Source organism: Pseudomonas sp. JL23, from assembly GCF_056933585.1.
Map to the genome: position 1 here is coordinate 1577110 of NZ_CM167795.1, position 20119 is coordinate 1597228.

Below are 20119 nucleotides of genomic sequence, written 5' to 3' on the forward strand. Positions count from 1 at the left end.
CGACAAGCCGCGCTCCCACATAGCCCGAGCCTAACCTTCCTTGATGGTCTATATCGTGACCCCCATCAAGCGCTGACCCTGGCTTCCTGTTCCAGTCGGGTGATGGCCTTGTCCAGTTCGTCCAGAGCCGCCTGGGTTTCCGGGGCGTTTTGTTTGAGCAGGGTTTCGCTGCGTTGGCAGGCGGCGCGCAGTTGCGGGACGCCACAGTAGCGGGTGGCGCCGTGCAGGCGATGGACGCGCTCGATCAGGGCGGCGATGTCGCCGGCTTCCCGGGCATGGCGGATGGCGTCGCGGTCGCTGTCCAGGGAAGCCAGGAGCATGGCCAGCATGTCGGCCGCCAGATCGCTCTTGCCTGCAGCCAGGCGCAGGCCTTCTTCATGGTCGAGTACATGCAGGTTGGCTCTGTGGCTGGTGTTTTCCACATGGCGTTCGACGGAAACGGTGCGCAGGGCCAGGCCGGTCCATTTCAGCACCACCTGGGCCAGTTGCCGCTCGCTGATGGGCTTGGTCAGATAGTCGTCCATGCCGCTTTGCAGCAGGGCGCGCTTTTCGTTGGCCATGGCGTGGGCGGTGAGGGCAACGATGGGCAGGGGCGTGCTCTGCCGTTCCTGCTCCCAGGCGCGAATCGCCTCGGTGGCCTGGCGTCCGTCCATGCCGGGCATCTGCACGTCCATCAGCACCAGGTCGAAGGTTTCGCTCTGTACTGCTTGCAGGGCGGCGTAACCGCTGTCGACGGCGACCACTTCGGCGCCCATGTCTTCCAGCAGGGTCTGTACCAGCAACAGGTTGGCCGGGTTGTCGTCCACGCACAGCAGGCGTGGCGCGCGGCTGGACAGGGGCTCGATCACGTCGGTGCGCAAGGGTCGCGGGCTGATCAGGTCGCTCAGGCTGCTGCGCATCTTGCGGGTGCAGGCGGGCTTGGCCTGCAACTGGCTGTACATGTTCGGCACCGACAGCTGGAACAGCGACTGTTCGGTGGTCGGGCACAGCACCAAGACCTTGCAGCCGAGGTTTTCCAGGTCCCAGACATGCTGGCGCAAACGCTCCGGAGGCAGTTCGTGGACGGTGATGCCCAGTACCGCCAGGTCGATGACCTGGGGTGTCTGGTGGGCAGCGGTGACGCCGTTGAGCAGGTTTTCCATATTGTTGAACTGCAGCACCTCGAGGCCGCAGTCTTCCAGTTGGTGCTCCAGGGCCTGGCGGGTCAGGGGGTGACTTTCCAGCAGGGCGACCCGGCGACCGACCAGGGCGATGGCCGGCAGGTCTTCGACATCTTCCCGGGCCTTGGGCAGATTCAGGCTGATCCAGAACTCCGAGCCTTTGCCGGGGGTGCTGTCGACGCCGATTTCGCCGCCCATCTGTTCGATCAGCCGCTTGGAGATCACCAGGCCCAGACCCGTGCCGCCCGGTTGCCGTGACAGCGAGTTATCGGCCTGGCTGAAGGCTTGAAACAGCGCTCGCACGTCCTGGCTGGACAAGCCGATACCGGTGTCCTGCACGCTGATGCGCAGTTGTACGTTTTCTTCGGTTTCGTCCTCAAGCATGGCCCGGGCAACGATGGTGCCTTCGCGGGTGAACTTGATGGCGTTGCTGACCAGGTTGGTCAGGATCTGCTTGAGTCGTAGTGGATCGCCGAGCAGGGCCAGGGGCGTGTCGCGATAGACCAGGCTGACCAGTTCCAGCTGCTTGGCGTGGGCCGCCGGGGCGAGGATGGTCAGGGTGTCCTGGAGCAGGTCGCGCAGGTTGAAGGGCACGCTGTCCAATACCAGTTTGCCGGCTTCGATCTTCGAGAAATCGAGGATCTCGTTGATGATGCTCAGCAGGCTGTCGGCGGATTTTTCGATGGTGCCCAGATAGTCGAGCTGGCGTGGGGTCAGGTCGCTTTTTTGCAGTAAATGGGTGAAACCGAGGATGCCGTTGAGCGGTGTGCGGATTTCGTGGCTCATGTTGGCGAGGAATTCGGACTTGATCCGGCTGGCTTCCAGGGCCTCTTTGCGGGCCAGGTCCAGCTCGATGTTCTGGATTTCGATGGTCTCCAGATTCTGCCGCACGTCTTCGGTGGCCTGATCAATGCTGTGTTGCAGTTCTTCCTGAGCGTTCTGCAGGGACGCGGCCATGCGGTTGATGCCTGACGCCAGTTCGTCCAGCTCGATACTGCCAAGGGGCGGCAGGCGGGTTTCCAGGTTGCCGTCCTTGAGCTGGGCCACGGCCTGCTTGATCCGCATCAGCGGTGTATTGATGGTACGGCTCATGCGCAGGGCAAGGATCGCGGTCAGGCCCAGGCCGGTGGCGATCAGCAGCAGGCTGGCGAACAGACTGCGATAACCGCGCAGCAGGGTGCCGTTATGGGACAGCTCCAGTTCGACCCAGCCGAGCAGGCGGTCGGCCTCTTGCGGCACTACATCGCCGGTCAGATGGCGCTGACGGCCGAACACCGGCAGCAGGTAGCGGGTCGCGTCGTTGCCGGTGCGTTGCAGCAGGTGGGTGCTGTTGCCGATGGGGGCCTGGTTGATCATGCTCGGCCCGGCATGGGCGAGCATGGTGCGGTCGGCATCGAGGAAGGAGACGGAGCGTACATCGGCTTGCTCCAGAGCCTGCCCGGCAATGCGCGCGAGCATGGCCTTGTCGGCGCGGTCCAGGGCCGATGCCGAGAGCGGGCCGAGGTCTTCGGCAATCATCTCGCCACGTTGCAGCAACTGCGCCTGGAGGTCCGACAGCTGCATCCAGGTGAAGTAACCGCCGAGCACGGCCGCCATGAGGCTGGCAGGCAGTATGGTCAGCAGCAGGACACGACCTTTGATTCCGAGCTTGTTCAGCACGCTTTTTCTCCAACGGCCGGGGATGTTCGCTGATTTTCGCGTCTGCGCAGTGTAGCCATTTGCGCGGCGGGGATGGCGGCCGATTATGCCCGGCAGCCGTTATCGGGGATGTGCGGTCATGCTGCTTGCTCGCGTAGGTGCATTCTCTGATAATCGCGGACTGAGAATCAGTTGCCAAGGCTAATGAATCCCGAAGTCATCGCGCAGCGCCGCATTCAGCCCAATATTCTGGCCATCGAAGACGATCCCGTCCTCGGTGCCTACGTGCATGAGCAACTTGACCGCTGTGGCTTCCAGGTGACCTGGTGCCAGAACGGCCTTGATGGCCTGGCACTGGCCCGGCAGCAGGCGTTCGATCTGGTGCTGATGGATATCTTGCTGCCCGGCATGAACGGGCTGGATGTGCTGCTGCAATTGCGCCGGGACCAAAGCATCCCGGTGATCATGATGTCGGCGCTGGGGGCCGAGGCTGACCGCATCAGTGGTTTTCGCAATGGTGCCGATGATTACTTGCCCAAGCCGTTCAGCGTCGCCGAGTTGCAGGTGCGTATCGAAGCGGTGTTGCGTCGGGTGGCGCTGGAGCGTCGCCATTTGCCGGTCGAACCGTCTGCCGAGGTGGTCTCGGGTGAGTTGGCGTTCGATGAGCGGGCCTGTGATGTGATGTTCGCCGGGCGAACTGCCGAGCTGACCCGCAGCGAATATCGCCTGCTGGAGATTCTCTGGCGCAATGCCGAGGAAGTTCTGAGCAAACCCTTCCTTTATCAACAGGTGCTGCAACGCGGCTATTCCCAGCACGACCGCAGCCTGGACATGCACGTCAGCCAGATTCGCCGCAAGCTCAAGGCCATTGGCTATGTCGAGCGCGAGCTGCGCACGGTCTGGGGCAAGGGCTATGTGCTGACGGCTGCCGATAGCGATGTCTGAGTCGCGCCTGCGCCTGCCGGGCAAATCCTCGTTGTTCTGGAAACTGGCTTTTCTGCTGGTGGGCTTTTGCCTGCTGATGATCTGGCTGAGCTGGTCGTGGGGGCGTCATGTGCAATTGCAGAATGCCTATCTGTCTCAGGAGGCACGGGAGGTGATCACGGGCTACGCCGCCGAGGCCGAACAGGCCTGGGAAAGCGGGCACAACGCGGGCGTCGATGCCTGGCTTGAGACAATGCGTCAGCGGGAGGCGGGCTGGGTCGGGGTGATCGGCGCGGATTTGCAGTCCCTGGCCACGCAGCCTCTGACGGACGAACAGAATCACCGCCTGACTTTCCTGCGCGGCCTGGACTGGCCGACCAGTCAGCGCTCGGTGCTGGTGCCCTGGCTGAAAGTGCCGTTTCCCAGGGATGCCAGCCAGGGCAGCCTGGTGATCGAGCTGCCCGAGCGGTTCACCCCGGGAGAATATCTCTGGCTCTGGCAACTGCTGACCAATGGCTTGATCCCGGCCCTGCTGACCCTGTTGTTCTGCGTCGGGCTGTATCGCCTGCTGATCGTGCCGCTCAATCAGTTGCGCGAACAGGCCAACGCCCTCCGTGCCGATGAGTTGAGCAATCACCTGCCACTGCAACTCACCCGCCGTCAGGACGAACTGGGCGAGCTGGGCCGGGCCTTCGACCATATGACCCGGCGTCTGCAAAGTACCGTGGCGGTGCAGCAGCAGTTGTTGCGTGACCTGTCCCACGAGCTGCGCACACCCTTGAGCCGTCTGCGGGTGGCCTGCGAGACCGAGCAGGAGCTGGTCCAGTTGCGTCAGCGCTTGAGCCGGGAGGTGGATGGCATGCAACGACTGGTGGACGACACCCTGCAACTGGCGTGGCTGGACACCGAACGCGAGCGCTTGCCGCTGGAAGACATTCAGGTCGTCGCCCTGTGGGAAATCCTCGCCGAGAACGCCTGCTTCGAAAGCGGCTGGTTGCCATCACGGCTGAGCAGCGATCTGGATGCCGACTGCTGGGTTCGCGGCCACCTCAACACCCTGGCTCAGGCCCTGGAAAACCTGCTGCGCAACGCCATCCGTCATTCCCCGGTTGATGGGGGTGTGCATCTGGGCGGACGGCAAGAGGGTGACCAATGGTTTTTCTGGCTCGACGATCAGGGCGGTGGTGTTGCTGAGCAGGATCTGCAGCGAATCTTTGCTCCTTTCACCCGTCTCGATGGTTCTCGCCCCGGTGACGGCGGCTTCGGTCTGGGCCTGAGCATTGCCCGGCATTCGTTGCTGGCCCAGGGCGGGGATATGTGGGCCGAGAATAATGGCCAGGGGTTGCGGGTCAATATGCGCCTGAGTGCACGGCAGGGTTGAACCAAAACCCCTTGCGTTGGAGCGAGGCTTGCCCGCGAAGACATTTTTCGGATCAAGCAATTGAGTCGGATGTACCGGCCCCTTCGCGGCGGTGCGGCGGTCCGACAAGCCTCGCTCCAACGGTCTCGTCAGGCATGCTTATAGCTTTTCGCGATAAGACCCGCACTTTGCGTGATATGGGCCGCTGAGGTTTGCCGGTATGATAGGCAATCCCCGCAGTCTGAATCGCGAATACGCCATGACTTTGCAGTATCCAACCATCGCCGATTGCATCGGCAACACTCCGCTGGTGCGTCTGCAACGCCTTGGCGGTAATACCAGCAATACCTTGCTAGTAAAGCTTGAGGGCAATAACCCTGCCGGTTCGGTCAAGGACCGCCCGGCGCTGTCGATGATCACCCGTGCCGAGTTGCGCGGGCAGATTCATCCCGGCGACACCCTGATCGAAGCCACGTCCGGCAACACCGGCATCGCCCTGGCCATGGCGGCGGCGATCAAGGGCTACCGCATGATCCTGATCATGCCGGATAACTCCAGCGCCGAGCGCAAGGCAGCGATGACGGCCTATGGTGCCGAGCTGATCCTGGTGTCCAAGGAAGAAGGCATGGAAGGTGCTCGTGACCTGGCCGAGCGCATGCAGATCGAAGGTCGGGGCAAGGTCCTCGACCAGTTCGCCAACGGCGACAATCCCGAAGCTCACTACACCGGCACCGGCCCGGAAATCTGGCGCCAGACTGACGGGACCATCACCCATTTCATCAGCTCCATGGGCACCACGGGGACCATCATGGGCACCTCGCGCTACCTCAAGGAGCAGAACCCGGCCATCCAGATCGTCGGTCTGCAACCGATGGAAGGCTCGGCCATCCCCGGCATCCGCCGCTGGCCCCATGAATACCTGCCGAAGATCTATCAGGCCGACCGCGTTGACCGCATCCTCGACATGGCTCAGGCCGAGGCCGAGGACGTCATGCGTCGTCTGGCCCGGGAAGAAGGCATTTTCTGTGGTGTGTCCTCCGGCGGTTCGGTGGCGGGCATGTTGCGCCTGTCCCGGGAAGTCGAGAACGCGGTCATGGTCGCCATCATTTGTGACCGGGGCGACCGTTATCTGTCGACCGGCGTCTACGATGCGCCCAACTGATGGCCAAGCATGAGCGAGGCCTGCGCTTCCAACCTGCTGGCGGCACCCGTGCCCCCCAGGTTCCGACCGGTAAAAAGCAGAAGCTGACCATCGAGCGACTGGCCAACGACGGCCGCGGTATCGCCTTCCATGATGGCAAGACCTGGTTTGTCGCTGGCAGTCTGGCCGGTGAGGAAGTTGAAGCGCGGGTGCTGGGCGCCCATGGCAAAGTTGTCGAAGCGCGCACCGAGCGAGTCCTGCAACCCAGTACCCTGCGTCGCCCGGCGGCCTGCGCGCACTTCGGTCGCTGCGGCGGTTGCAGCGTGCAGCATGTGCCCCACGCCGAGCAGCTTGCCCTGAAACAGCGCATGCTCGCCGAGCAATTGCAGCGGGTGGCCAGCGTCGAACCCGAAGAGTGGGCCGAGCCCCTGAGTGGTGCGGAACTGGCCTACCGCCGCCGTGCGCGCATCGCGGTACGCTGGGATGCCAAGGCCAAGCGCCTGGACGTGGGCTTTCGCGCCGCATCCAGTCAAGACATCGTTGCCATCGAGCATTGCCCGGTGCTGGTACAGGCCTTGCAACCCTTGATGACGCAATTGCCGGACGTGCTCAGCAGTTTCGCCAAACCCCAGGTTTTAGGGCATGTCGAGCTGTTCAGTGGTTCAGCCATTGCGGTATTGGTGCGTCACACGGCTCCTTTGAACGACGGCGATCTGACGATTCTCAAGACTTTCTGTCAGAAGCATGACGCGCAACTGTGGTTGCACGGAGAAGACGGGCCGCAACCGGTAGAGCCGGCTCAGACTCTGGGTTACCGCCTGGAGCCCTGGGATTTGCATCTGGCATATCGCCCCGGCGATTTCATTCAGGTCAACGCGGCGGTCAACAGCGCGATGATCGAACAGGCCCTGCAATGGCTGGCGCCAAAGGCGGACGAGCGGGTACTGGATTTATTCTGCGGGCTGGGCAACTTTGCCTTGCCCCTGGCGAAAACCGCCCGTGAAGTGGTGGCGGTGGAAGGTGTGGCGACCATGGTGGAACGGGCGGCGAGCAATGCGTCCGACAACGGTCTGGGCAATGTCGCGTTTTACCAGGCCGATCTATCCCAGCCGTTGAGTGATGCGAGCTGGGCTGCGCAGGGCTTTTCTGCGGTACTCTTGGATCCGCCGCGAGACGGCGCTTTTGAAGTGGTTCGCAAGCTCAAGGCGCTGGGAGCGCAGCGGTTGCTGTATGTGTCGTGCAACCCTGCAACTTTGGCTCGCGACACGGTCGAATTGATCCAGCAGGGCTACCGATTAAAACGTGCCGGAATACTCGATATGTTTCCTCAGACGGCCCATGTCGAGGCGATGGCTTTATTTGAAGCGAGTCAGTGATTGCCAGCTCCAGGAGTCGAGCTGGCCAGCACAGGGAGTCTCGTTTAATCCGACTGGTCGCCAATACCAGAACTTGCTGGGCCGGCAAGAGGTATTCGCGCTTAAAGACCAGCGACTGATGGCGTAATTCATCACGCCGTAGGGAAGGTAAGTGACATGGTACAGGTGAGAGCGCACCAGCCGATAAACACAGACGGCAGTATCAACCTCGATGCATGGCTCGATCACATAGTCAGCATCGACACCGCGTTGGACCGCGAGGCTTTGAAGGAAGCCTGCGAGTTTGCCCGGCAAGCCGAGCAGCAGGACAACGCCTCGAACAATCTATGGGCCGAAGGTACCTCCAGTTTCCAGACCGGTCTGGAAATTGCCGAAATCCTCGCTGATCTCAAGCTGGATCAGGATTCCCTGGTAGCCGCCGTCATCTACCGCGGCGTGCGTGAGGGCAAGATTCTGCTGCCCGACGTCGCCCAGCGTTTCGGTCCGACCGTGACCAAACTGATCGACGGCGTGCTGCGCATGGCTGCGATCAGTGCCAGTCTCAGCCCGCGACAGTCCCTGGTACTGGGCAGCCAGGCCCAGGTGGAAAACCTGCGCAAGATGCTGGTGGCCATGGTCGACGATGTGCGCGTGGCGCTGATCAAGCTGGCCGAGCGCACCTGCGCGATCCGTGCGGTGAAAAACCTTGCCGACGAAAAGCGCAACCGCGTTGCCCGGGAAGTCTTCGATATTTACGCACCGTTGGCCCACCGCCTGGGCATCGGCCATATCAAGTGGGAGCTGGAAGACCTGTCCTTCCGCTACCTGGAACCCGAGCAATACAAGCAGATCGCCAAGTTGCTGCATGAGCGGCGCCTGGACCGTGAGCGGTTTATCAGCGAGGTCATGGGCCAGCTGGAAAACGAACTGCTGGCCACGGGCGTCAAGGCCGATATCAGCGGCCGGGCCAAACATATCTATTCGATCTGGCGCAAGATGCAGCGCAAGGGTCTGGAATTCAGCCAAATCTACGACGTGCGTGCGGTGCGTGTGCTGGTCCCGGAAATGCGCGACTGCTACACCGCGCTGGGCATCGTGCATACCCTGTGGCGGCACATTCCCAAGGAGTTCGACGACTACATCGCCAACCCCAAGGAAAACGGCTATCGCTCCCTGCACACTGCGGTGATTGGTCCTGAGGGCAAGGTGCTGGAAGTGCAGATTCGCACCCACGCCATGCACGAAGAGGCCGAGTTGGGCGTCTGCGCCCACTGGCGTTATAAAGGCACTGACGTCAAACCTAGCTCCAATCACTACGAGGAGAAAATCTCCTGGTTGCGCCAGGTGCTGGAATGGCACGAAGAACTGGGCGATATCGGCGGCCTGGCCGAACAGCTGCGGGTCGATATCGAGCCGGACCGGGTCTATGTCTTCACCCCGGACGGTCACGCCATCGACCTGCCCAAGGGCGCGACGCCTCTGGATTTTGCTTATCGCGTGCACACCGAGATCGGCCACAACTGCCGGGGCGCCAAGATCAACGGGCGCATCGTGCCGCTCAACTACAGCCTGCAGACCGGTGAGCAGGTCGAGATCATCACCAGCAAGCAAGGCACGCCGAGCCGTGACTGGCTGAACTCGAACCTGGGCTATATCACCACGTCCCGGGCCCGGGCCAAGATTGTCCACTGGTTCAAGCTGCAGGCCCGCGACCAGAACGTCGCGGCCGGTCGTACCCTGCTCGAACGCGAACTGGCACGCCTGGCTCTGCCGCAGGTGGACTTCGAACGCCTGGCCGAAAAAGCCAATATGAAGACCGCCGAGGACATGTTCGCCGCCCTCGGTGCCGGCGACCTGCGTCTGGCGCAATTGGTCAACCTGGCCCAGCAACTGGTCGAGCCGGAACGCGGCAACGAACAGCTGGAACTGATCCCGCGCAAGGCCACCGGCTACAAACCCGGCAAACGCGGCGACATCCAGATCCAGGGCGTGGGCAACCTGATGACCCAGATGGCCGGTTGCTGCCAGCCGCTGCCGGGGGATGCCATCGTCGGCTATATCACCCAGGGCCGCGGCGTCAGCATCCACCGCCAGGACTGCGCCTCGGTGCTGCAGCTGGGCGGTCGTGAGCCTGAGCGGATCATCCAGGTCAGTTGGGGGCCGGTGCCGGTGCTCACTTATCCGGTGGATATCATCATCCGCGCCTACGACCGTTCCGGCCTGCTGCGTGACGTCTCTCAGGTCCTGCTCAACGAGCGGATCAACGTGCTGGCGGTGAATACCCGTTCGAACAAGGAAGACAACACCGCGCTGATGTCCCTGACCATCGAGATTCCGGGGCTGGACGCTCTGGGGCGCTTGCTGGGGCGGATATCGCAGTTGCCGAATATCATTGAGACGCGGCGTAATAGAACGCCTTGAGGCGTAGCTGCAAGCTTCAAGCGACAAGCCGCACGCTGTACGCGGACAACTTGACGCTTGTGGCTTGCCGCTGACCGCTGTGACCAACGGGAACCCCATGTATAAACTCGACGACCTCCTGCACCTCATGGCCCGGCTGCGCGACCCGCAGTACGGTTGCCCGTGGGACGTGCAGCAGAATTACGCGACCATCGTGCCCCACACTCTGGAAGAAGCCTACGAAGTCGCCGATGCCATCGAACGCGGTGATTTCGATGATCTGAAGGGCGAGTTGGGCGATCTGTTATTCCAGGTGGTGTATTACAGCCAGCTGGCCCGGGAAGAAGGGCGCTTCGAGTTCGACGGCGTGGTCGATGGTATTACCCGCAAGCTGATCCGTCGCCATCCCCACGTATTCCCCACCGGCGATCTGTATGCGCCCCTGGAGACGCCGCGATTGAGTGAAGAGCAGGTCAAGCAGCGCTGGGAGCAGATCAAGGCCGAGGAGCGTGCGGCGAAGGCCAGTGTGCCACAGCAGTTGTCGTTGCTTGATGATGTCCCGGCGGTATTGCCAGCCCTGTCCCGGGCGGCCAAGTTGCAAAAGCGTGCGGCACAGGTCGGTTTTGACTGGCCCTCGGCATTGCCGGTGGTGGATAACGTGCGTGAAGAGCTGGATGAAGTATTGGAAGCCATGGCCAGTAACGACGCCCAGGCCATTGCCGAAGAAGTCGGCGATCTGCTGTTTTCGGCGGTCAATCTGGCCCGGCACCTGAAGGTCGACCCGGAAAATGCCCTGCGCGCGGCCAGTCGCAAGTTCGAGCGGCGCTTTCGATTTATCGAACAGGCATTGCGCGACACCGGTCGTCCCATTGAAGATTGCACCCTCGAAGAAATGGATGCCCTGTGGGGCGAAGCCAAACGTCAGGAACTTGATGCGCCCAGCTGTGGCTGAGACGCTGCCCCTGCATAAGTGAGTATGACAATGAGCATTTCCCTTCGCGACCAGTTGCTCAAGGCAGGTCTGGTCAATCAGAAGCAGGCCAAACAGGTCAGCAAAGACAAACAGAAAGAACAGCGTCTGGCGCACAAGGGCCAGATCGAGATCGACGACTCGCAAAAGCGTGCCGCCCAGCAAGCCATGGCCGAAAAGGCCAAGCGCGACCAAGAGCTCAATCGCCAGCAGCAGGAAAAGGCCGAAGAGAAGGCCCGGGCCGCACAGATCAAGCAATTGATCGAAGCGTCGCGCCTGCCCAAGCTGACCACCGAGGACTACTACAACTTCGTCGACGACAAAAAGGTCAAGCGCCTCTCGGTCAATAGCCTGATGCGCAGCAAATTGAGTAATGGCTCGCTGGCGATCGTTCATCACGGCGGCGGCTACGAAGTCATCCCCCGTGAAGCCGCCCTGAAGATCCAGGAGCGCGACCCACGGCGTATCGTGCTGCTCAGCGAGGCGACGGAAGAGAAAGTCGAAGGCGACGATCCGTACGCGGCCTACAAGATCCCTGACGATCTGATGTGGTAAACCGTAGATAAAACAAAACCCGCCAAATGCGGGTTTTGTCTTTATGCAATTCTGAAATTGCGTCTTACTGATTGCGTTGGCTTTCCAGCGCTTCGAGTTCCATCTTGTAGCGTTGAGCTTCCGACTCGTCGTGGAACATTCCTACCAGCATGTCCTGCTGATGCACGTCCCAGATCTGAATGCCATTGGCGATGGCTTCGTGGGAAAGGTGTGCAGTGTCGCGTTCAGTCACTTTTACGGTCATCTTGAAAACTCCAGAGCTTTTGAAGGTGCGGCAAGACGTCGCAGGCCTCTTTTATAGAATTAGTTAGGCTCCTACGTAAATAGCTGTTTTTTTCATGTTTCTGTCAGCTAGGCGAGTGACAGGGCTGGAGGGCCTGTTTTTGTTGGGCTAGAGCGCTGGAATAGGGGTAGATGAAGGTTTTTTCATGTTGCGATGATCTAGGTTGGAGAGCGATTTCCGACAGGATCGTATTCGCAGCGCGAAAGCGCGATCCCAATAAAAAACCCGTCACAAGGACGGGTTTCGCTGACGCCAGGGTGAATCAGCTGCCTTTGACAGTCTTGCCGTTCACGGTGCCGTCCTGAAGCATGATGTTGTATTCCTTGCCATCGGTCTCGACCTGTTGCAGACGCACCAGCAGGTAGTCCCAGTCCTTGGCGAACCACATCACGGTGATGCGTTTGTTTTGCGTCGGGTCGCGCACGCGCTCAACCTTGATGGCATCCACCGAGCCGACCTTGGTCGCGACTTTCTCGGCGCCAAGGACGCGGAAGTCGTAGGTGTCGATCTCGTCGCCGTCGATCACCTGGTAGCTCATGCTTTTCTTGCCGGCCGCTACGTCGTGCTGCAAGGCCAGTTGATAGGTGGATTTATCGAGGATGCCGGTATTGAGCGGCACCTTGATCGCATCGTTGCGGTCGGTGCCGGTGATGAACTTGGTGCTCCAGTCGAATACCAGGTCGACCTTCTTGGTCTTGCCCAGGCCGCCTCGTTCGAAGTTGTAGGTCTGGGGCAGCAGAGTGCCGTTGTTGTCCTTGAGGGTGCTGACTTCGGTCAGGCTGGCGATCATCATCGACGCCTTGAAGCTCAGGGTCCAGATGCCGTTGGCGCCGGCTTGCAGGCTGCGCTCGGCAGTGCCGCCACTCATGGGCAGCTGTTTCCAGTCGGCGGTGTAGCTGGCGGAGAAGGGCTGAAGGTCTGCTGCATTGACTACAGGCAAGGCAAACAGAGCGAAAGCGAAGAGCAAAGCGCGACGCATAATATCTCCTAGGTTCGAATCAAGTGGCCACTGGCCGCGAGTAACTGACCGTCCAATAATGCGCCGTCTGCACCGAGGCTCAAACGGCCCTCGGCGAACCAGCGCATTGCCAGCGGGTAAATCCGGTGTTCCTGAACATGCACCCGCTGCGCCAGGGTATCGGGCGTATCTTGCAACTCTACCGTTATAACAGCCTGTACGACCAGTGGTCCGCCATCGAGTTCCTCGGTGACGAAGTGCACGCTGCAGCCGTGCTCGCTGTCACCGGCCTCCAGCGCGCGCTGGTGAGTGTGCAAGCCTTTGTAACGCGGTAGCAGGGAAGGATGGATATTGAGCAGGCGACCCTGGTAGTGGCGCACGAAGTCGCCGCTGAGGATGCGCATGAAGCCGGCCAGCACCACCAGCTGCGGTGCAAAGCCGTCGATCAGTTCGATCAGGGCCGCATCGAAGGCCTCGCGGCCCTCGAATTGCTTGTGATCCAGGACGTGGGTAGGGATCCCGGCGTCCCTGGCGCGTTGCAGGCCGAAGGCATCGGCGCGGTTGGAGATCACCGCGCAGATACGAACAGGCTGCTCATCGCCCTTGAAGCTGTCGATCATGGCTTGCAGGTTGCCACCACTGCCGGACAGCAGCACAACCACATCGCAGGTGGTCGACATCGGCTGAGGCATCAGTGCGCCTTGAGGTTTTTCAGCTCGACTTGCGCAGCGCCTTCGGCAGCAACGCCGATCTGGCCGATGACCCAAGGCTGCTCGCCTGCGTCACGCAGCACTTTCAGGGCGCTTTCAACGTGTTCCTGAGCGACACAGATGACCATGCCGACGCCGCAGTTGAGGACGCGATGCATCTCGTGCTCGTCGACGTTGCCTTTTTCCTGCAACCAGTCGAACACCGCCGGACGCTGCCAGCTGGCGACGTCGACAACAGCCTGGGCACCGGCTGGCAGTACGCGCGGGATGTTGTCCAGCAGGCCGCCACCCGTGATGTGGGCCATGGCCTTGACCGCGCCGGTTTCCTTGATCAGCTTGAGCAGTTGCTTGACGTAGATGCGGGTCGGCGCCATCAGCAGGTCGGTCAATGGCTTGCCGTCGAGCTGGATGGTTTCGATATCGGCACCGGACACTTCGATGATCTTGCGGATCAGCGAGTAGCCGTTGGAGTGCGGGCCGGACGATGGCAGGGCCAGCAGGGCGTCACCGGTGGCGACTTTCGAGCCGTCGATGATGTCGGCTTTCTCGACGACGCCGACGCAGAAACCGGCCAGGTCGTAGTCTTCGCCTTCGTACATGCCCGGCATTTCTGCGGTTTCACCGCCAACCAGAGAGCAGCCAGCCAGTTCGCAGCCGGCGCCGATGCCAGTGACGACCTGGGCCGCAGTATCGACGTTGAGCTTGCCGGTGGCGTAGTAGTCGAGGAAGAACAGCGGCTCGGCGCCACAGACCACCAGGTCGTTGACGCACATGGCGACCAGGTCGATGCCGATGCTGTCGTGCTTGTTCAGGTTCAGCGCCAGGCGCAGCTTGGTGCCGACGCCGTCGGTGCCGGAGACCAGAACGGGCTGTTTGTAACCGGCCGGGATTTCGCAAAGGGCGCCGAAGCCACCCAGGCCGCCCATGACTTCCGGACGCTTGGTGCGCTTGGCGACGCTCTTGATGCGTTCGACCAATGCTTCACCGGCGTCGATGTCTACACCGGCGTCTTTGTAGCTCAGGGAGGGTTGCTTGCTCATAATCCAGGCCTTTAGGGGGGATTCGGGGGGTATCGACCGCTGCGGCGGGGCCAGCAGGACACGTCTGAACAAGACCTTGTCTGTAAGCCACCACCATCGCCAGTCTGCGAAGGCGCGCGATTTTATCAGGCTTGGGGGCTACGGGCCATCCTTGGGCCGACGGGCAGGTGATGTGTTGCAAAATAAACCGCCGAATCAACGGTCTGCACCGTTCGTCGCGGGTCAATTAAGGTGTACCTTTCTTTGATAGTTGAATGATTGGCCCTCATTAGAGGTCCTAGGCTTCGTTACGCGGTCTTTTCACTCCGCATTTTCCGTTTGGGAACCTTCCATGCGTCTTTCTAAAATTCTATTCGTCGGCTGCCTGTCCCTGGTCAGTCTGCCGAGCCTGGCCGAAACCGTGAACAATTTGTACCAGGTGCGCGAGCCTGTGACGGCGCAGTCGCCGGATGAGCGCACCCGCGCCACCCAGGCGGCGCTGGAAACTCTGGTCTTGCGTCTGACCGGCGATGCCAAGGCACCGCAAGGCCCGGCCCTGGCCGAGTTGCGCAAGAATCCGCAGCAGATCATCAACCAGACCGGCTATGAGGCGGGCGCAACGCAGATGCTGCTGGTGGATTTCGATCCGGTCAGCACCGATCGCGCCCTGCGTCAGGCCGGGCTGTCGCTGTGGGGCAGCAATCGGCCGAGCATTCTTGGTTGGTGGCTGATGGACGCCACCGATGGCTCGAACCTGATCGGTGACGGTCAATCGGCCGCTGAAGCGTTGCGCCGGGCCGCTCAGCACCGTGGCCTGCCATTGCGCCTGCCTCTGGCGGACCTGAGTGAGCAGGGCGTCGGCACTGCGAAAAACCTTGAAGGTACTGACCCTGCACCCTTGAAGGAAGCGTCCGAGCGCTACGGTGCCGATGCACTGCTGGCGGTGCACGGTCATGAAGAAAATGGCCAGTGGCAGGCCCAGTGGCGCCTGTGGCTGGGCGACCAGCGCGAGCAGGGCACGGCCACCGGCGCCAGTCAGGAAGCCCTGGCCGATGCGGTGATGCTGGCGGTCAGTCAGCGCCTGGCGCCGCGTTACGTGGCCAAGCCCGGTGCCTCTACCGCTCTGACCCTGGATGTACAGGGCATGACGTTCGAGCGTTATGCGCAATTGAATCGCTTGCTTGAACCGTTCGGCGGGCGTTTGCAGACGGTGGACGGCAGCCGTGTCGGCTATGAAGTGACCGGCAGCGTCGATCAGTTGCGTTCGCAACTGAGCCTGGCCAAGTTGCAGGAAGTGCCGGCAGGTGAGATTCCTGCGGCGGCTGCACCCGGGGCTCCTGTGGATGCGGGGGCGGGTGTCGCGGCTCCGGCGCCCGTTTCGCCATCGGCGACGCAATTGCATTTTCGTTGGTAATGGGGGGTATGTGGGACCGGCTTTAGCCGGGAAGGCGTAGGCAGAATCAACACATTCTGTCAGCTCTCACATTGTCTTCCCGGCTAAAGCCGGTCCCACAGAAGACCGCGTTTATTCAGTTGGTTATGTTTTGTTTGCTAGAGAGGTGTTGATGACTGATACACGGCGTTGGTTCTGGATTGGCGGTGTGCTGCTGCTATGTCTGTTCATCTATATGTTGCATCCGATCCTCTCGCCGTTTCTGATCGCGCTGTTGCTCGCCTATATGGGCGATCCGCTGGCTGATCGCCTGGAAAAGCTGGGGCTCTCACGAACCCTGAGCGTGGTCGCGGTCTTCGCGCTGTTTACCCTGATCCTCATGGCCCTGCTGCTGGTACTGGTGCCGATGCTGGCCAAACAGTTGTATCGCCTCTATGAACTGGCACCGCAGATCCTCGACTGGCTGCAACACACGGCATTGCCCTGGACTCAGGCCAAGCTGGGTCTGGCGGACGGTTTCTGGAAATTCGACAAGATCAAGGCTGCCATCTCCGAACACATGGGCCAGACCGGCGATATCGTCAGTGTGATCCTGTCCCAGGCCACGGCCTCGAGCCTGGCGCTGATCGGCTGGCTGACCAATCTGGTGCTGATCCCGGTGGTGTGCTTCTACCTGCTGCGGGACTGGGACGTGATGATGGCGAAGATCCAGAGCCTGCTGCCGCGTCATCGCGAGGAGCGTATCGTCAAGCTGGCCGGTGAGTGTCACGAGGTTCTCGGTGCGTTTATCCGCGGGCAACTGCTGGTGATGCTGGCTCTGGGTGTTATCTACGCCGCCGGCCTGATGCTGGTAGGCCTGGAACTGGGCCTGTTGATCGGCCTGATCGCCGGTCTGGCAGCCATCGTGCCGTATATGGGCTTTGTTATCGGCATCGGCGCGGCGATTACTGCCGGGCTGTTCCAGTTCGGCGGCGATCTGTACCCGATGCTGGGGATTGTCGCAGTGTTCATGGTCGGCCAGGCGCTGGAAGGCATGGTCCTGACGCCGTTGCTGGTGGGGGATCGTATCGGTCTGCATCCGGTGGCGGTGATCTTCGCGATCCTGGCTGGCGGCGAGCTGTTCGGCTTTACCGGTATCCTTCTGGCTCTGCCGGTTGCCGCAGTGATTATGGTGCTGGTGCGGCACATGCATGACCTCTATAAAGAGTCGGATATCTACGGCGGCGCGGAAGATCCTGATTTATAAGTGTTTCCGGTTTTCACAAAGCGTGGCGGGCGATTTGCCAGTCACGCGCATAAACCTTTGATTTTGCTTGTGGTCTCTCGCATTGTGCGCCCGACGTCACGGGTATAGACTTTGCAGACTTTACACAGAGGCCCCTATGGCTCCCCGAGCCGTTCAGCCAGCATGAAACCGATTCAGCTGCCCCTGGGTGTGCGTCTGCGTGATGACGCCACCTTCATCAATTACTATCCTGGCGCCAATGCTGCGGCCCTCGGCTACGTCGAGCGGCTGTGTGAAGCCGATGCCGGATGGACCGAAAGTCTGATTTACCTCTGGGGTAAGGACGGGGTAGGGCGTACGCATCTGTTGCAGGCGGCCTGCCTGCGTTTCGAGCAGTTGGGTGAACCGGCGGTGTATCTGCCCATGGCGCAGGTTATCGAGCAGGGCGTCGAATTGTTCGATCATCTCGAACAATACGAGCTGGTGTGCATCGACGACCTGCAAGTGGTGGTTGGCAAGCCGGAGTGGGAAGAAGCGCTGTTCCACCTGTTCAATCGCCTGCGTGACAGCGGTCGTCGCCTGCTGATCGCGGCGTCCCAGTCGCCCAGGGAGTTGCCGGTCAAGCTGGCGGATCTCAAGTCGCGCCTGACCATGGCCCTGGTGTTCCAGATGCGCGCCCTGTCCGATGAAGACAAATTGCGTGCCCTGCAGCTGCGTGCCTCGCGCCGTGGTCTGCACCTGACTGATGAAGTCGGGCATTTCATCCTGACTCGTGGCACCCGCAGCATGAGCGCGTTGTTCGATTTGCTCGAACGCCTTGATCAGGCCTCGTTGCAGGAAAAGCGCAAGCTGACCATTCCCTTCCTTAAAGAGACCCTCGGGTGGTAGATCCGGCGCTGGTGTTGCAGGTCGCTGCTGCCTTGCGTCATGCCCGCCGCATCTTGATCATTACCGGTGCCGGACTGTCCGCTGATTCCGGTCTGCCCACCTATCGCGGTGTTGGGGGGCTGTACAACGGCGAGACGGCCGACGGCCTGCCCATCGAAATGGCCTTGTCCGGGCCGATGCTGCGCCGCGATCCAGCCCTGTGCTGGAAGTACATCGCCGAATTGGGCCGAGCCTGTCTCGGCGGTGAGGCCAACGCAGCCCACTACGCCATCGCTCAGTTACAGCGCATGAAACCCGATTGCTGGGTGCTGACCCAGAACGTCGATGGCTATCATCGGGCGGCGGGCAGCCCGCCGGAGCGCCTGATCGAGATTCATGGCCAGCTGGCGCCATTGTTCTGCCAATCCTGCGGCGCCCATGACCCGCAGTTGAGCGAGCACCTGCGACAACCGCTGCCGCCACTGTGCAAACGCTGTCATGGCGTTTTGCGACCACCGGTCGTTTTGTTTGAGGAAATGTTACCCCGGGAGGCGCTGGCGACTTTGCAGGAGCAGATGACCCTGGGCTTCGATATGGTGCTGAGCATCGGCACCACAGCGAGCTTCCCGTATATCCATGAACCCATGCTGCGCACGCGGGTATCCGGTGGTTTTACGGCGGAAATCAATCCGGTGAGCACCGATCACAGTGCGCAAATGGATGCGTTTTTAAAGTGCCGCGCGGTACATGTCATGGATCAATTGATAAGTCACATATAAGTCGATTGAATTTGCAAATCACAACGATAGAGGGCATAGTCGCGGCTTCTTAAATTCACAGCCACGGTCGTGCCCATGCTAAATCGCTTTGCACCCCTCGTGCCTCTCGCACTCGTCTCACTGCTCTTCGGCTGTTCGGCCAACATGCCGACGTCGCAACAGCAGTACCAGACCCCGGTTACCGCTCAGTCCTCCGGCCATCGCGCAGATCGCGCTGACGGCTCGGTTCTTCAGGACGAGCTGGCCACTGAAGCCGAACTGGCTCAGTTTGCCGAACAAAAGCCTTATCAGTTGCCAGCCCTGGCTGACAGCATCCTTGAGCGCGGCAAGTCGTTGATCGGTACTCGCTACCGTTTCGGCGGTACTTCGACCAGTTCGGGTTTCGATTGCAGTGGTTTCATTGGCTACCTGTTCCGCGAACAGGCTGGCATGAGCCTGCCGCGCTCCTCGCGCGAAATGATCAACATTGACGCTCCGCTGGTTAAGCGCAATGACCTAAAGCCAGGCGACCTGCTGTTCTTCAGCACTGCCGGCCGCGGTCGTGTCAGCCACGCCGGGATCTATCTGGGTGATGATCAGTTCATCCACTCCAGCAGCCGCCGCAGCGGTGGTGTGCGTGTCGACAGCCTCGACGATGTGTACTGGAGCAAGACCTTTATCGAAGCCAAGCGTGCCTTGGCCATGGCCCCGCCTTCTGCGCCTGAGCAGACGACTGCCATGAGTTCGACTACAATCCAACGCCGTCACCCTTGAAATCCCTGGGCGCGCTATAGCGCGCCTTATTGATTGAGCCTCGGCAAGATAAGCCGCATCCAGCAGGTTGTTGTTTATGTCGATAACGGTACGCCTGGCGGTCATCTCCCTAGCAGCCTTGCTCGGTGCCTGCGCCAGCGCGCCACCGCCGCAGCCCCGGATCGTTCAGCGTCCGGTTCTCGTTGCACCCTCGCAAACTCCTCCCGCTGCCGAAGATGTCCTGTTCCGTGCCCTTGGCCTGGTCGGTACGCCTTATCGCTGGGGTGGCAACACGCCCGATTCCGGATTCGATTGCAGCGGCCTGATCGGTTACGTCTATCGTGATGCCGCCGGTATTGCCCTGCCACGCTCGACCCGTGACCTGGTGGTGATGCGCGCGCCGGATGTCGATCGCGCCCAACTGCAATCCGGCGACCTGGTGTTTTTCGCCACGGGCGGCGGCAGCCAGGTCAGCCATGCCGGGATCTACGTCGGCGAAGGCCGCTTCGTGCATGCCCCGCAGACCGGCGGCACGGTCAAGCTCGACAGCCTGGACAAGCCTTACTGGCAGAAGGCTTATCTGAATGCCAAGCGGGTTATTCAGCCTGAGCATTTGGCGCAGATGCAGAATTGAAGTTGCGAGCGATGAG

The 20119-nt window shown here is 61.2% G+C and carries 18 protein-coding genes; 13 read left to right on the forward strand and 5 right to left on the reverse strand.

The genetic code is table 11. The features are described from left to right. Window positions 1-65: 65 nt before the first annotated feature. The gene (locus AC1Z24_RS07395; protein WP_483745122.1) at window positions 66-2819 is read right to left on the reverse strand and encodes a response regulator; all 2754 of its coding nucleotides are present in this window, start codon (window positions 2817-2819) and stop codon (window positions 66-68) included. A gap of 183 nt (window positions 2820-3002) precedes the next feature. Between AC1Z24_RS07395 and AC1Z24_RS07400 the strand changes: the two genes are divergently transcribed. The 7 genes from AC1Z24_RS07400 to AC1Z24_RS07430 all read left to right on the forward strand — a co-directional run bounded on the left by AC1Z24_RS07400 (window position 3003) and on the right by AC1Z24_RS07430 (window position 11503). Continuing rightward, entirely contained in the window at window positions 3003-3743 is a 741-nt protein-coding gene (locus AC1Z24_RS07400; RefSeq protein ID WP_483745123.1) for a response regulator transcription factor, read from the forward strand. Beyond that, on the forward strand, window positions 3736-5103 hold the full coding sequence (locus AC1Z24_RS07405; RefSeq protein ID WP_483745124.1) for a histidine kinase sensor domain-containing protein: 1368 nt from the start codon (window positions 3736-3738) through the stop codon (window positions 5101-5103). The genes AC1Z24_RS07400 and AC1Z24_RS07405 overlap by 8 nt, the downstream gene beginning before the upstream one ends. A 238-nt stretch (window positions 5104-5341) precedes the next feature. After that, window positions 5342-6244, forward strand: a complete 903-nt coding sequence (gene cysM / locus AC1Z24_RS07410; RefSeq protein WP_483746556.1) for a cysteine synthase CysM — start codon at window positions 5342-5344, stop codon at window positions 6242-6244. Continuing rightward, window positions 6244-7599: a 23S rRNA (uracil(1939)-C(5))-methyltransferase RlmD gene (gene rlmD / locus AC1Z24_RS07415; RefSeq protein WP_483745125.1), complete on the forward strand. Its 1356-nt coding sequence runs from the start codon at window positions 6244-6246 to the stop codon at window positions 7597-7599. Before cysM ends, rlmD begins: the two co-directional genes overlap by 1 nt. Before the next feature lie 156 nt (window positions 7600-7755). Next, a complete protein-coding gene (gene relA, locus AC1Z24_RS07420) occupies window positions 7756-9999 on the forward strand; it encodes a GTP diphosphokinase (RefSeq protein ID WP_259099262.1) in 2244 nt (747 codons plus the stop codon). Window positions 10000-10096: 97 nt separating this feature from the next. After that, entirely contained in the window at window positions 10097-10930 is an 834-nt protein-coding gene (gene mazG / locus AC1Z24_RS07425) for a nucleoside triphosphate pyrophosphohydrolase (protein ID WP_483745126.1), read from the forward strand. A gap of 30 nt (window positions 10931-10960) precedes the next feature. Continuing rightward, window positions 10961-11503 (forward strand): DUF2058 domain-containing protein, encoded by a 543-nt coding sequence (locus tag AC1Z24_RS07430; RefSeq protein WP_483745127.1) that lies wholly within the window; start codon window positions 10961-10963, stop codon window positions 11501-11503. Window positions 11504-11567: 64 nt separating this feature from the next. Here the strand turns inward: AC1Z24_RS07430 and AC1Z24_RS07435 are convergent, their stop codons facing one another. From AC1Z24_RS07435 to purM, 4 genes are all read right to left on the reverse strand, one after another. Continuing rightward, a complete protein-coding gene (locus tag AC1Z24_RS07435) occupies window positions 11568-11747 on the reverse strand; it encodes a hypothetical protein (protein WP_259099271.1) in 180 nt (59 codons plus the stop codon). 301 nt (window positions 11748-12048) lie between these two features. Continuing rightward, entirely contained in the window at window positions 12049-12765 is a 717-nt protein-coding gene (locus AC1Z24_RS07440; protein WP_483745128.1) for a DUF3108 domain-containing protein, read from the reverse strand. Window positions 12766-12773: 8 nt separating this feature from the next. Then, window positions 12774-13424, reverse strand: a complete 651-nt coding sequence (gene purN / locus AC1Z24_RS07445; protein WP_483746557.1) for a phosphoribosylglycinamide formyltransferase — start codon at window positions 13422-13424, stop codon at window positions 12774-12776. Between the two features lie 11 nt (window positions 13425-13435). Further along, window positions 13436-14494, reverse strand: a complete 1059-nt coding sequence (purM, locus tag AC1Z24_RS07450) for a phosphoribosylformylglycinamidine cyclo-ligase (RefSeq protein ID WP_413303678.1) — start codon at window positions 14492-14494, stop codon at window positions 13436-13438. A 331-nt stretch (window positions 14495-14825) separates the two neighbouring features. On the opposite strand from purM, the gene AC1Z24_RS07455 reads away from it, so the two are divergent. From AC1Z24_RS07455 to AC1Z24_RS07480, 6 genes are all read left to right on the forward strand, one after another. Then, the gene (locus AC1Z24_RS07455) at window positions 14826-15887 is read left to right on the forward strand and encodes a DUF2066 domain-containing protein (RefSeq protein ID WP_483745129.1); all 1062 of its coding nucleotides are present in this window, start codon (window positions 14826-14828) and stop codon (window positions 15885-15887) included. 151 nt (window positions 15888-16038) lie between these two features. Beyond that, window positions 16039-17112 carry an AI-2E family transporter gene (locus tag AC1Z24_RS07460; RefSeq protein WP_483745130.1) on the forward strand — a complete coding sequence of 358 codons (1074 nt, stop codon included), beginning with the start codon at window positions 16039-16041 and terminating at the stop codon, window positions 17110-17112. 162 nt (window positions 17113-17274) lie between these two features. Next, window positions 17275-17979, forward strand: coding sequence for a DnaA regulatory inactivator Hda (hda, locus tag AC1Z24_RS07465; RefSeq protein WP_259099285.1), 705 nt, complete (start codon window positions 17275-17277; stop codon window positions 17977-17979). Then, window positions 17973-18737 carry an NAD-dependent deacylase gene (locus AC1Z24_RS07470; RefSeq protein ID WP_483745131.1) on the forward strand — a complete coding sequence of 255 codons (765 nt, stop codon included), beginning with the start codon at window positions 17973-17975 and terminating at the stop codon, window positions 18735-18737. Before hda ends, AC1Z24_RS07470 begins: the two co-directional genes overlap by 7 nt. Window positions 18738-18812: 75 nt before the next feature. Then, the gene (locus AC1Z24_RS07475) at window positions 18813-19490 is read left to right on the forward strand and encodes a C40 family peptidase (RefSeq protein WP_259099290.1); all 678 of its coding nucleotides are present in this window, start codon (window positions 18813-18815) and stop codon (window positions 19488-19490) included. Window positions 19491-19566: 76 nt separating this feature from the next. After that, on the forward strand, window positions 19567-20103 hold the full coding sequence (locus tag AC1Z24_RS07480) for a C40 family peptidase (RefSeq protein ID WP_483745132.1): 537 nt from the start codon (window positions 19567-19569) through the stop codon (window positions 20101-20103). Window positions 20104-20119 lie beyond the last annotated feature (16 nt).

Bases quoted from the DNA above. Each gene is read 5' to 3' on its own strand.
- AC1Z24_RS07480 (WP_483745132.1), top strand. From the start codon at position 19,567: ATGTCGATAACGGTACGCCTGGCGGTCATCTCCCTAGCAGCCTTGCTC.
- AC1Z24_RS07435 (WP_259099271.1), bottom strand. From the start codon at position 11,747: ATGACCGTAAAAGTGACTGAACGCGACACTGCACACCTTTCCCACGAA.
- AC1Z24_RS07455 (WP_483745129.1), top strand. From the start codon at position 14,826: ATGCGTCTTTCTAAAATTCTATTCGTCGGCTGCCTGTCCCTGGTCAGT.
- cysM (WP_483746556.1), top strand. From the start codon at position 5,342: ATGACTTTGCAGTATCCAACCATCGCCGATTGCATCGGCAACACTCCG.
- AC1Z24_RS07400 (WP_483745123.1), top strand. From the start codon at position 3,003: ATGAATCCCGAAGTCATCGCGCAGCGCCGCATTCAGCCCAATATTCTG.
- purM (WP_413303678.1), bottom strand. From the start codon at position 14,494: ATGAGCAAGCAACCCTCCCTGAGCTACAAAGACGCCGGTGTAGACATC.
- AC1Z24_RS07440 (WP_483745128.1), bottom strand. From the start codon at position 12,765: ATGCGTCGCGCTTTGCTCTTCGCTTTCGCTCTGTTTGCCTTGCCTGTA.
- relA (WP_259099262.1), top strand. From the start codon at position 7,756: ATGGTACAGGTGAGAGCGCACCAGCCGATAAACACAGACGGCAGTATC.
- purN (WP_483746557.1), bottom strand. From the start codon at position 13,424: ATGTCGACCACCTGCGATGTGGTTGTGCTGCTGTCCGGCAGTGGTGGC.
- mazG (WP_483745126.1), top strand. From the start codon at position 10,097: ATGTATAAACTCGACGACCTCCTGCACCTCATGGCCCGGCTGCGCGAC.
- rlmD (WP_483745125.1), top strand. From the start codon at position 6,244: ATGGCCAAGCATGAGCGAGGCCTGCGCTTCCAACCTGCTGGCGGCACC.
- AC1Z24_RS07460 (WP_483745130.1), top strand. From the start codon at position 16,039: ATGACTGATACACGGCGTTGGTTCTGGATTGGCGGTGTGCTGCTGCTA.
- AC1Z24_RS07475 (WP_259099290.1), top strand. From the start codon at position 18,813: ATGCTAAATCGCTTTGCACCCCTCGTGCCTCTCGCACTCGTCTCACTG.
- AC1Z24_RS07405 (WP_483745124.1), top strand. From the start codon at position 3,736: ATGTCTGAGTCGCGCCTGCGCCTGCCGGGCAAATCCTCGTTGTTCTGG.
- AC1Z24_RS07430 (WP_483745127.1), top strand. From the start codon at position 10,961: ATGAGCATTTCCCTTCGCGACCAGTTGCTCAAGGCAGGTCTGGTCAAT.
- hda (WP_259099285.1), top strand. From the start codon at position 17,275: ATGAAACCGATTCAGCTGCCCCTGGGTGTGCGTCTGCGTGATGACGCC.